This window comes from Leuconostoc inhae (genome assembly GCF_019656015.1).
GTDB lineage: Bacteria > Bacillota > Bacilli > Lactobacillales > Lactobacillaceae > Leuconostoc > Leuconostoc inhae_A.
In genome coordinates, this window is sequence record NZ_BPKW01000008.1 from 24,214 (window position 1) to 36,245 (window position 12,032).

The 12,032-nt window shown below is 35.9% G+C and carries 14 protein-coding genes; 7 read left to right on the top strand and 7 right to left on the bottom strand.

Translation table 11 applies throughout. The annotated features are described in order from the left end of the window. Positions 1–372: 372 nt before the first annotated feature. The 4 genes from K5Q14_RS05945 to K5Q14_RS09920 all read left to right on the top strand — a co-directional run bounded on the left by K5Q14_RS05945 (position 373) and on the right by K5Q14_RS09920 (position 2,432). On the top strand, positions 373–1,035 hold the full coding sequence (locus K5Q14_RS05945) for a hypothetical protein (RefSeq protein ID WP_220734919.1): 663 nt from the start codon (positions 373–375) through the stop codon (positions 1,033–1,035). A gap of 2 nt (positions 1,036–1,037) precedes the next feature. Further along, the gene (locus K5Q14_RS05950; protein WP_220734920.1) at positions 1,038–1,694 is read left to right on the top strand and encodes an ATP-binding cassette domain-containing protein; all 657 of its coding nucleotides are present in this window, start codon (positions 1,038–1,040) and stop codon (positions 1,692–1,694) included. Between the two features lie 62 nt (positions 1,695–1,756). Further along, positions 1,757–2,170, top strand: coding sequence for a hypothetical protein (locus K5Q14_RS05955; protein WP_246587582.1), 414 nt, complete (start codon positions 1,757–1,759; stop codon positions 2,168–2,170). A gap of 160 nt (positions 2,171–2,330) precedes the next feature. Further along, positions 2,331–2,432, top strand: coding sequence for a putative holin-like toxin (locus K5Q14_RS09920; RefSeq protein WP_220734922.1), 102 nt, complete (start codon positions 2,331–2,333; stop codon positions 2,430–2,432). 192 nt (positions 2,433–2,624) lie between these two features. Here K5Q14_RS09920 and K5Q14_RS05965 read toward each other — a convergent pair whose 3' ends face one another. Next, positions 2,625–2,957, bottom strand: a complete 333-nt coding sequence (locus K5Q14_RS05965; protein WP_220734923.1) for a winged helix-turn-helix transcriptional regulator — start codon at positions 2,955–2,957, stop codon at positions 2,625–2,627. 169 nt (positions 2,958–3,126) lie between these two features. Between K5Q14_RS05965 and K5Q14_RS05970 the strand changes: the two genes are divergently transcribed. After that, complete coding sequence (locus K5Q14_RS05970; protein ID WP_220734924.1) at positions 3,127–4,164, top strand: zinc-binding alcohol dehydrogenase family protein; 1,038 nt, start codon at positions 3,127–3,129, stop codon at positions 4,162–4,164. A 149-nt stretch (positions 4,165–4,313) separates the two neighbouring features. Here K5Q14_RS05970 and K5Q14_RS05975 read toward each other — a convergent pair whose 3' ends face one another. The 5 genes from K5Q14_RS05975 to K5Q14_RS05995 form a co-directional block, all read right to left on the bottom strand. Further along, the gene (locus K5Q14_RS05975; protein ID WP_220734925.1) at positions 4,314–5,228 is read right to left on the bottom strand and encodes an L-lactate dehydrogenase; all 915 of its coding nucleotides are present in this window, start codon (positions 5,226–5,228) and stop codon (positions 4,314–4,316) included. Between the two features lie 113 nt (positions 5,229–5,341). Next, the gene (locus K5Q14_RS05980) at positions 5,342–6,097 is read right to left on the bottom strand and encodes an ABC transporter ATP-binding protein (RefSeq protein WP_220734926.1); all 756 of its coding nucleotides are present in this window, start codon (positions 6,095–6,097) and stop codon (positions 5,342–5,344) included. Next, a complete protein-coding gene (locus tag K5Q14_RS05985) occupies positions 6,090–6,989 on the bottom strand; it encodes an ABC transporter permease (RefSeq protein ID WP_220734927.1) in 900 nt (299 codons plus the stop codon). Before K5Q14_RS05985 ends, K5Q14_RS05980 begins: the two co-directional genes overlap by 8 nt. Beyond that, positions 6,986–7,990, bottom strand: coding sequence for a tryptophan ABC transporter substrate-binding protein (gene trpX / locus K5Q14_RS05990; protein WP_220734992.1), 1,005 nt, complete (start codon positions 7,988–7,990; stop codon positions 6,986–6,988). The genes K5Q14_RS05985 and trpX overlap by 4 nt, the downstream gene beginning before the upstream one ends. Before the next feature lie 309 nt (positions 7,991–8,299). After that, on the bottom strand, positions 8,300–9,187 hold the full coding sequence (locus tag K5Q14_RS05995) for a LysR family transcriptional regulator (protein WP_220734928.1): 888 nt from the start codon (positions 9,185–9,187) through the stop codon (positions 8,300–8,302). Between the two features lie 335 nt (positions 9,188–9,522). Here K5Q14_RS05995 and K5Q14_RS06000 point away from each other — a divergent pair, with 335 nt between their 5' ends. Continuing rightward, complete coding sequence (locus tag K5Q14_RS06000; protein WP_220734929.1) at positions 9,523–10,653, top strand: hypothetical protein; 1,131 nt, start codon at positions 9,523–9,525, stop codon at positions 10,651–10,653. Between the two features lie 260 nt (positions 10,654–10,913). Here K5Q14_RS06000 and K5Q14_RS06005 read toward each other — a convergent pair whose 3' ends face one another. Continuing rightward, entirely contained in the window at positions 10,914–11,483 is a 570-nt protein-coding gene (locus K5Q14_RS06005; protein ID WP_220734930.1) for a cadmium resistance transporter, read from the bottom strand. A gap of 83 nt (positions 11,484–11,566) precedes the next feature. Here K5Q14_RS06005 and K5Q14_RS06010 point away from each other — a divergent pair, with 83 nt between their 5' ends. Beyond that, positions 11,567–11,890 carry an ArsR/SmtB family transcription factor gene (locus K5Q14_RS06010; protein WP_220734931.1) on the top strand — a complete coding sequence of 108 codons (324 nt, stop codon included), beginning with the start codon at positions 11,567–11,569 and terminating at the stop codon, positions 11,888–11,890. Positions 11,891–12,032 lie beyond the last annotated feature (142 nt).

The following is a 12,032-nucleotide window of genomic DNA, read 5'->3' on the forward strand; positions in this document are numbered from 1 at the left end:
ATCAATGACAGCCTTACTTATTTTTTATGTACTGATTCAAGATCATGACTATGTTATCAAGCAGAGTACAATTATTTTCAGTTTGATACTTTTAGTATTATATTTTCTGAGTATATTCACTTTAGTATTATTGTTAAATTTTATAACTGTTCTATTCAGTAAATTAATTGGGCTAACGTTCGGATTCATATTACTTTTTTTTGAAAATTTTTTATTCACAAATCTGCATGTCACGTTATTTTTTTCTCGTGGTTTGTGGATAGATCCTAAAAGTTATAATAGCTTACTAATCTTTAATTTTCTTATTTTTTCAGTATATTTATATTGTATCTACCATTCAAATAAGCTGATTGAAAAAGTGGGTATAAAATTATGAAGCTACAGCACTATTATTTATTATTAAAAAGAAATCGTATTTTGTATTGGGAGCAAATACGCCTCAAGTTTGTAATTGTCACGCTTGTTTACGTGATGCTTTTGCTACAAGGAAGGTATCAGCAGCAATTTTATGGCATTTTTTATGGTGTCGTACAAGCACCAAATGATTTCGTCATGCCAGTTCAATGGTTTTTAATGATGTTATTGCCGAGTATTGTTGTTGGTGACAGTTTCAATCAATTAGTGAAAATAGAATATCCCTTATTGAATGGTGTGGGATTGGGCATGTATGTTTTCAGTATATTTCAAATCATAGCTGAAATGTTGTTTATGTTTTGGCTATTATGGATTCTAATACCTGGAAGTAATCATTATTATTGGTTTAGTTTGATTTTGTTTTTAAATGTCAATTTGGGCACATTCATTTTCTCATTAATCAGTTTGTTTTTACCACCAGCTATTGTATATTTTATAGCTATACTGTTAACAATGATGACAATTGCCGATAATAATTTGCCAATACTATCTCAATTTATGCTTAGCCGGTTTGATTCAAATTTAATGGTTAACTTGATTAACACAGTTATTTTGATTTTAATCGTGATTATACTGTTTAGTTGCATTCGATTGATAGAATTTACACAGATAAGGAAATAAAAATGACACAACTTGTTGTTGAACTACGCAATGTTAATAAAAAATTTAGAGGGAAACATGTGCTTCATAACATAAATTTAAAGGTTTATGAGAATAAGGTCTATGGGTTTAGTGGTCCCAATGGTGCTGGAAAAACGCTGACATTCAAAACAATATTAGGGTTTATCAAACCATCCAATGGTGAAGTAATTGTTGAAGGTAAACGAATAAGAAAAGATACGATGTTTGCTGAAAATATTGGTTTTTCAATGCAAGAATATGGCGTATTAGGAGATAAAACAGCGACAGAAAATCTAATTTTGCTCAATATGTTGAATAATAATGCAGAGACATCTGATATGAGTATGCAACAATTATTGTCATATGTTGGTTTGGACCATCACAATAACGATAAGATTAAGAACTATTCACTTGGTATGAAGCAAAGATTATCAATAGCGGTTGCGCTTTTAAATGATAATGATATTTTAATATTTGATGAACCGACTAACGCATTAGATGATTCGGGACAAGAATTTCTTGTTGCGCTGGTTAACGATTTAAAGTTAAAGGGTAAGACGATTTTGATATCCAGCCATGATAAAACTTTTTTGAATCAAGTTTCTGATCATATTTTTAAGTTTAATGAAGGCACTATTGTCGGTGAACAAGTACTATGAAAAAGTATGTATTAATAGTTATCATTTGTTTATTAGTGCTATTGCTTATGGTTAGGTCGCAAATGCAAAAAAAATATGTTGGATTTGGGATTAATCAAACCAGTGTCAATCTAGAAAAATCTGATTTTGTGTTAAATAAAAACATTATTTTATTACAGAACCAACAAAAAATAATCAAGCACGGCGTTGATGAAAATGCTGATTTATATATGGCAAATTTAACAGTCAATGTTACAAATCCCAATATGACATTCCCAGTTGAGTCTTTTCGATTATATTCTGAAAAAAGCGGGCAACCATATGCGCCAAATAGTTTTCTGAAATTTAAAATTAATGGTAGGGAAGATAGTAAAAAATTGACTTTAGGTCGCAATAAAATCGAAATGACAACACCGATTTTGAATAAGGCAACGCGATACTATCTTGTTTTTGTTAGACATAGTCACGAAACATTCGATTTAACTCAGATCAATTAATACATTAGTGCGTGCAATAATTTATAATTTTAAAGCCAAAAAGTATATATGGTATACTAGTAACACAGCGTTATAAGTTAAGTGGTGGCTATCCTGAAATGGCGGTGGTGCGTATGGTGTTAAAACCGGTGTATCAGATTCTAGGAAAGGAAAAGCCCTTGTGTCTATTGCTTCAGCTATAGGACTTATGTTCAGTTTTGGTATGTTTATCATTGCTTTGCTAAGCCTTATAATATTGATAATTAACAGCACAAAAAAATAACCGCTTAACTTTGACGAATAACGGTTATTAATTAACAGTTATGATAGTCACTATTTGATATAGTAACGTTGTGGGCACCTATTACAAGTAGGTGCCTTTTCTTATGCCTTAATTATACCAGACCTAGAATAAATATCAATAAATTGATTTGAACGCTTAAAAAATGACATTAACTTTTCTGATCAAAAATACTTACTTAACCATTTGATTATAGTGAGCACCCCATATTTCCATCGCTTCAATAACAGGATAGAGGCTACTGCCTAATTTAGTAACCCGATACTCTGTTTTAACCGGAATGACTGGATAAACGTGTTTATCTAATATGCCATCTGCTTCCAATTCTGATAATTGCTTTGCAAGCATTCTTTTCGAAACATAAGGTAGCTTTGCTTGTAATTCTGAAAATCTCAAAACATCATTTTTAAAAATATGATAAAGTATAACACTTTTCCATTTGCCAGATATGAATTTCAGTGTGTTCTGAACGGGGCAGCCTAAGTCACAATCATAAATTTCTTTCATTTTCAGATCACCTTTAATTTTTACTGACTTTATCATAGCATGTATCAGGTAGAAAAATCAGGTGAATTAAAAGGCACCTAGTCTATATTCAGGCACTTAGTGCCATTAAATTCACGTCTTAACAATTTTTTTAAAAGGGCTATCATTAGTCTTGTCAGGAGGCAAGAAAATGATAAAACAAGTAAAGGCGGTTGGTTTTTATCGCCACTTACCAATTACCGATAACAATAGTTTTGAAGACGTGTCAATTGATACACCAAATGCTAGTGGGCATGACATTCTCGTTAAAGTTGAGGGTGTCTCAGTTAATCCTGTTGACACATTTGTGCGTAAAGGTGGCCGAAAAAATAAGTTAATCAAACCAAAAATTATTGGTTGGGATGCTGTCGGGACAGTTATTGCAAAAGGTGATAACGTATCACTTTTTAATATCGGTGATCGCGTGTGGTACGCAGGGGATTTCACAAAGTCAGGTAGTAACGCACAACAGCAATTGGTAGACGAAAGAATTGCCAGTTTAGCCCCTCATAATTTAGACGACTCACAGGCAGCAGCGATACCGCTAGTAGGGTTAACTGCCTACGAATCTTTATTTGAAAAGCTTAATATGAGTTGGTCTGGGAACAATACTAAAAAAACCATTTTAATTATCAATGGTTCTGGTGGTGTGGGTTCTATAGCCATTCAGCTTGCAAAATTAGCTGGTTTAACTGTCATAGCCACTGCTTCAAAACCAGAATCAGTGGCATGGGTTAAAAAGTTAGGTGCAAGTGATGTTGTTGATCATCATGAAGACTTAATCACGCAAGTTCACAAAACTGGTCATCAATATGTTGACTATATTTTAAATTTGAACAATTTAGATGCACACTGGCATGAGATTGCTGAATTAATCAAGCCAAATGGGCAGGTTGTTGCTACGACAGAAAACCACAGATTAATTGATCTTCAAAAATTGACCAAAAAGCGGGTGACTTTCAGTTGGGAATGGATGTACAGCAAATCATACTATCAGACTGAAGATATGATTAGTCAGCACGACATTTTAAGGCATTTGGCAAAGTTGTATGAGGAAGACAAGTTACAACCCATTGCAACAAAAACTTACCATCCAATTAATGCTGAAAATATGGAAAAAGCGCACGCTGATGTCGAGTCAGGGCATATGATCGGCAAAGTAACGTTAGTTAGTTGGGAGGGGAAATAGGAAAGTCATTATATTAGGGCATAAAAACAATGCCATACACTTCGTAAGTTAACGTTACTTTTGACGTATATGGCATTGTTTATTTTAATGAGTCATGTGATGGTTGTTGAAAGTAGTGGGAGACATATATTGAGTAACTTAGATAATAATTACAAATAATCCGCTGTTTTTTCAGCAATAGCATTAGCAGATTGTTGTAACGCGATTTCTTCATCTGGTGTCAGAGGCAAGTCAAATGTCTGCACAACGCCACCGCGACCAATGATAGCTGGTGTTGAGATATAACTTTTGAACTTGTCATCATAGTGAGACACAATGGCTTCATTACGTGCATCAGATAAGACAAGTTGAGCTAATGAGACGGCAGCATGTGCAATGGCAAAATTAGTATATTTTTTACCATTAAAAACAGTAAAACCACCAACTCTGGCATCGTTAGCAATTTTATCAAGGTCTAAATGGTGTTGCGCAATTAAGGATTGAATGTCTTGACCTAGAATCTTTACGGTTGACCAAGCGGCAAATTGTGAGTCACCGTGTTCACCTAACATATAACCTTGCACACTACGAGGATCAACGTGTAATGTTTCTCCCAAAACACGCTTGAGACGTGCTGTGTCAAGATAAGTGCCAGTACCAAATACCTGATTGGTAGGCAATCCGGTTGCTTTTTGATAAATACCTGTAATAACATCAACGGGATTTGAAATCACAATCAGTACACCATTGAAGCCTGCTTTTTTCAAATCAGCGCCAACTTGTTGTACTTCAGGTGTGTTTGCTTTGAGCTCAGTGAAACGATCACCACCTGGTTTGATTAAATCAATATGGCCAAGAGCCGAAATAACAATATCTGCGTCTGTTAAGTCATCGGCTGTGCCTGCATGAACAGTCACGTGTGTGCTAAGCAAACTAGCAGCGTCACGAAAGTCTAAGGTGTCTGCTGCTACTTTATCTGGATTTTTATCTACTAAAACTAATTCATCAGCTAAACCTTGCGCAATAATAATATGGGCAACCGTTGCGCCAACATGTCCAATACCTACAACACCAATTTTCCTCATGTTTTACCTCGTTAGTATAAAATGTGTCTTTAATTAGATTATACACATATTGAAAATAAAATAAAGGGCATCGTAATGTTTCACGTGAAACATTACGATGCCCTTTATGAAGATTAAGCAATAAAATATTTGAGAATGTCTGCTTCATTTAAGGCTGATTTATCCTGACCACGTACATCAAGCACAATATCACCAGCATTGAGAATAATGAGGCGGTTACCATATTTCAACGCGTCGGCTAAATTATGTGTAATCATTAGAGCTGTTAATTGATTTTTAGTTACTTGCTCGTTAGTTGCTAGCATCAATTGTTCAGAAGTTTTGGGATCCAGTGCCGCTGTGTGTTCATCTAACAGTAGCAGTTCAGGCTTTACGCGGGTTGCCATGAGAAAACTAAGTGCTTGACGTTGACCACCGGACAAATTACCAGTGGCCGTATTCAGACGTGTATCTAAATTATTGCCCATCACTTGTGTGATTTTAGCATATTCGCTGATTTTTTCTTTAGTCAAACCACGGCTACGTAATGTACGTTTTTGACCACGTTTTTCAGCAAGCAACAGGTTTTCAGCAACAGTCATACGTGGTGCGGTCCCCATTTTGGGGTCTTGGAAAACACGCGCGATATAATTTGTACGCGTCACAGCAGATTCATGCGCAATACTATGACCGTGGTGTAGCAATTTCCCAGAATCAATGGCTAAATTACCAGCAATCGTATTAAACAAAGTTGATTTACCAGCACCATTTGTACCAAGAACGGTAATAAAGTCACCTTCATAAATATCGAGATTAAGTGATTTTAAGATTTGTACGTTGTCACCAACAGTGACAATAATATCTTTAAGTGAGAAAACAGGTTCAGTCATGTGTAGCCACACCTTTCTTGATTACTGTATCGAGCTTCAGTGCTTTACGTAATTGTGGGAGCATCATAGCAACAGCTAGCACAATTGCTGAAATCAAATTCAAATCGTTTGTTGAAAAACCAAGACTGAGTACGGCTAACAACACAAGACGGTATAGAATTGAACCAACAATGACGGCAACCAAACGACCATTAAGTGACAAGTCGCCAAAAGCGACTTCACCAATAATAATTGATGCTAGCGCGATAACAATAATGCCAATACCCATGTTAATGTCGGCGTAACCATTATTTTGGGCAATGACTGCGCCACCAAATGCAATTAAGCCGTTAGATAACATTAAGCCCATGATTGTCATACGATCTGTTTTTATCCCAATTGATTGGGCCATATTCGCATTATCACCAGTAGCAATGAACGATTGACCTAGTTCTGTTTGTAAGAAAAATATGAGTGCCAATGTGATGATTGTGATGATGATAAAGCCAACAAAGACAGAATCAAAGTTTTTGGGTAAATGCTGTAGCAATGGGGATGAAAAAATTGATTTTTGATTAAGTAATGAGATGTTGGCTGAACCCATAATACGCAGGTTAATCGAGAGTGCAGCTGTCATGACGAGTATACCAGCCAATAGGATTGGAATCTTGCCTTTCGTGTAGAGCAAGCCGGTTGCTAGACCAGCAATCGCACCAACAACAAAAGCTGCGAGTGTTGCTAAATAGGGATTAATACCATGAGAAATCATGGCAACTGCGGTGGCGGCACCTAAGGGGAAAGAACCTTCAACAGTCATATCAGGAAAATTTAAAATTCTAAATGTGAGAAATAAGGCGACCCCAAGTACAGCCCACAGAAGCCCTTGTCCGATACTAGATACAATAATACTCATTTGAACACCTCGCCTTTAGTTTCTGCTGTTTTTATCATGTCTGCTGGTAATCGCAAACCAAGTAGTTTAGCTTGTTTTAAATTAATTACCATGTCACCCTTGGTAATTGTTTTGACGGGATAAGTTGCAGTGTCTTTGCCTTTTAACACTTGCCCTGCCATAATGCCTGCTTGATAACCAATATCATATTGACTAACTGAAATTGTTGCCACACCGCCATCTTTTACCATTGTATCAACAGCTGGAATGACTGGGATATTGTCTTTATTAGTGATATTAATGAGTGTCTTCATGGCACTGGCCACACCATTATCTTGTGGCGCGTACACGACATCCACCTGACTGGACATTGTTTCGGCCACTTGTTGCATATCATTTGTTGTCGAGATCGTATACATATGCACATCGTAGCCAGCTGTTTTGGCAAGTTGTGCCATTTTCTTAGCATTGTATTCGCCACCATGATCAGATGTGGTATAGATGATACCTAATTTTTTAGCCTTAGGGACAACTTTTTTGATGACGCTAAGATGTTGCTCTAGGGGAGAATCACCAGATGTACCAGTAATATTTGCACCCGGCCGTTGGGCGGTTTTAACTAATCCAGAACCGGCTGGATCAGTGATACCAGCTAAAATAACTGGGCTGTTACCATCAGCGGTTTTAGCCAAAGATAAGGCTGCCGGTGTTGCGATACCAAGTGTCAAATCAGCATTCTCGTTAGCAAATTTTTGCGACATTGTTTTGAGGTTAGCCTGATTAGCTTGGGCATTTTGATAATCAATTTTAATTTTTTTACCCGAATAGCCCTGTGTTTTCAACCCAGCCACGATACCGCGATGGATTTCATCAAGGGCAGGGTGCGTCACGAGTTGTAGTATACCAACTGTTGGCACGTAATCTTTGTTTTTGGTTTGTTGGGCAGGTTTACCTGTTACAATAAAGGCAACTGCTAGAAAGCCAACAATAATGGCGATGGTAGATATAAGACGTTTGTTCATCATTTTTCTCCGAAATTTCCCTAAAATAAAATTGACCTTGGACGGCCATACAAGGCTTTCCAAGGTCAAAAGAAAAGTCTGCATGGCATATTCCCATACAGACTCGATTGCTACACAAAATGCGTCGGTATGGATAAAACAAATGTTTTAAACATCAGCTTTATCCGTTACCGAAAAGCCGACTTTACCGACGCCACCAGGCATTGTTAAGTTGTGCTACTACTTTTTGCATGTGTTATCTCCGAGTTATTTATAGGTTAAGGATACTAAGAATTTGATGAGTTGTCAATAGGTTTTTTGAAATTAACACTAATCGTTCACGTTTAAATTATTTAAAAATTTAGAAACTATGTGAGAATTATTTCCTTTTTTCCAAATAACAGCCTCTTTAACTGTAACTTCTGGCTTTTTGAGAGGATAATAATTAATTGCGCTACTTAAAGTATCCATAAAACTTCCTGGTACAATTGCAATTCCTAAGCCACTAGCAACCAATCCCAATAAAGCTAAATCGGTATCTGCTTCTTGAATAATGTTAGGTGTAAACCCACTGTTATGACAGACAGTAATTAGCTGATCATATGAGTAAGGACGTCTTTCTCGAGAGTAAGTGATAAATGGCATATTACTTAGAGCTACAAGATTGATATCATTATTACCTGTTACAGGTAATAATGAACCTTTAGCGACAGCAATCATGGCTGAGTCAGTGTAAATTGTACGGTAATCTAATTTGTCGAATGACTTATCATAATAAGCAACAATTCCTACATCCACTTGATTATTTATTACCGCTTTTTCCAGTGAAGGTGAGTCCTTTTCAATTAGTTCAACTTTAATTTTAGAAAACTCAGACCGAAAAGAATGAACAATGGTTGGCATCACATTATGCAAGCCCATGCTATTATATGCAATACGCAAAACACCTACCTGACCGTTAGCAATTGCTTTTGCTTCATGAACACCTTGCTCAATAATATTTAGCGCGCTTGTAACTTTATTCCTAAATGCTATTCCAGCAGGTGTCAGTTTGACTGAACGTGTCGTTCGTTCAAATAGTTTAAATCCTAATTCATTCTCTAATTTTCTTATTTGGTAGCTTAATGGTTGTTCTGAAATATGTAAGTCTTCGGCGGCTTTGCGAAAGTGTAGAAAGCGAGCTACTGTTAAAAAATAGTTTAATTGCCTTAATTCCATAACGACACCATTCCTTTTTTAATTAATAATGATTTAAGGTAGTAATTGACACAGTTAAAGTGTTTTATTAATTATAATGATACAGCTATATTAAAAATGTACAATCATTAATTATTATTTTTTGGTTAATCGTTTGAGCAAATTTTTGTTTTTTACTGAACATAATTTTCGATTGTTAGCGTAAAGTTTGAATTCATACGAGTGCCAATAACTTTTTTAATTATGTATGTATTGAGTGTTAAACTGAATCGATTAAGTGATTTTATTTTTATAAAGTTCATTGTATACTTTATGCATAAGCCAAAGCTTAACAAATCCAAGGAGGAAATAAAACTATGGCAAATGAAAATAATTACAATGAAAAGTATAATAGCATTAAGGCTTCTCATGAGGATATCACATTAGAAGACGAAACGACGCATTTCGAATCGCTTTCAGTCCCCTCATCAAAAACTGACATCTGGGAAGAAACTGCTGCAGGAGTTGTTGCAGAGGCAGGAGATTATGATGTTTTGCTATGGGCAGCAGGGTATGCGCTTTTTGGAAATGGGGAAGGCATCTGGGGGCCCGGTCAGTCAGCAGAAAGAGAAATCCAATTAATTGTTGTGCCCAAATCTCAACGTGGTACGATGAAAGACAATAATTTTATACGTGTTGGATGGACACCTAAGGAGCGGTTGCATGGTGATAAATTTAAGGTTACAAAAGCCGCGGATAAAGTTACTTGGGATTTTAACGGACTTAAATTTGTAGCAACGCCACCAACATGGAATATTTCAGGTAAAGCTGGAGCTGCTGAATTGGATCTTGTGTACGAACAAATTGGTACAGCTCTTTGGAACTGGGGGCCATTCGCAAAGGCGAATGAAAGTGACCGTGCTGGATATGATGCATTTGTTAATGTAAACGGCACAATTCGTACAGCGGAACATGATTTAAAAATTGAGAACGGATATGGTGTTCGTGAACACATTATTACAGGGCAATCAAATGATCCAGTAAAAAATCTTCCTGTACCTAACTGGATGTGGTGGCTTTACACAATTAAAGAAGACGTAAAAGTAAACTTTTTCCAACCAGGTCCTAACAAAATTGGTTTCGTAAAATATGGTGATAAGCAAGTTGATTTTGGACCCAATAATGGTTTAATTGAGTATGAAACACTTGAAAAGTGGGAAGATCCCAAAAGCGGTGTATATATGCCTGTTAAGTGGCGATTGAAGATGGAAAAGGATGATTGCGTTGTGGATGTCAAAATCGCTGCGCATGGTCGTTCATACAGTCACTGGCCAGTTGCGACAGGAACACGGATGTATTGCTATCTCCTTTCAACAATGACGGGAACGATTTCTCTTCCAGATGGTCGTGTTGTGACACTTGACAATCACTTGACGGTAAACTCTTTCTGTAAGACTATTCTTACTGCAGGGGAGAACTTATCTGGTTCTAAACCAGAACTTGATTAAAATGAATACAAGATAAAATAGAAGACATAAGCTGCAGATCCTTTATGGTTGATTTTAGTCAATTACCAATAAAGCGTCTGCAGCTTTTTTATGCAAGTGTTCAGTCTTTTTTACAGTCTCCCATTAGTTATAATATGAATCTGTTAATGTCAGTTTGAGGGTGTTTGTTATACGAAAAATAAAGCGTCAATTTTGGGGTTTTATTTCAGTAAAGAGTTTATAAAAGGCAGGGGTTGATGTGAAACTATGACACTAGTTATTCAAACTAAGTTGAAAAGAAACTGAATAAGCCCTGTATCGAACATCACAAAAAGTCCGATTATAATATAAATGATGCGACTTATTGGTGATCCCCAACGTTCAAAAACGTCCTTTATAATTGGAATTTGCCCAAAGAGATAAGCTAATATTAACGATATAGCAGTCAAAATAATAAAATAGATCATTGTTATTAAAATAGCAGTTGTCGTCATTGTGGCTAAAACAGGGACGTAGACAGCAATATTATCAGCGCCACAACTGACCAAGTACATGAGCAACACTGCGATCATTCCTTTTTTTGACGTAGACTTTGAATTATCATCATCATCTTCACCTTTGATGCCCATATAAATTGGTAGTAAACCAAGAAAGCCGATAGCCCATGTAGGAATCATAGTCTGAATTAACTGACCAGCGAGGGCACTGATAGCAAAAACAATGAGCATGCCTAATTCATAGCCGATGAAGTTGTCTCTGAAACGATATTTCTGTAATAAAAATAATAAAATAACAAAAAAATCTAAATTAACGCCAATAAATAACATTGTTACGAGTGATAGGTCTGGCATATTCTTTCTCCTGTTCATGATATACTTAAGATATATCAGTATAAACATATGTTATCATTAACATATGAAGGAGTCAACATATAATGAAAAAAAATAACGATGCACGTTATCAAAGTGAAATGGAACGTATTTTCAAATTATTGAGTAATCCAACCCGGTTGAATATTTTAGTGTTACTCGAAAATCAGCAACTAAGTGTCAATGACATTGTGGAGCAACTTCAAATTACACAACCACAAGTGTCTCATCAATTAGCTATTTTAAAAGCACATCAATTAGTGAGTTCAGAAAAAGTCGGCAAAAAAAGTTTATATCAATTAAACGATCCACATATTTTGAATGTGATTGATTCTACCAAGCAACATGTGGCACATGTACTTGTTGGAAAGCAGCACGGGGAGTTATAGTAAAGCAAGCATGAATTGTCATCATGTTTTTTAAAAAGCAGATTGGGACAACATATAACTGCTCTTACGGTAGTGTTTAATTTTTTATCTAAAGGATTAAAGTTAATAAAAAGTAAAATGTAAGCGCTTGCATTTTACTTTT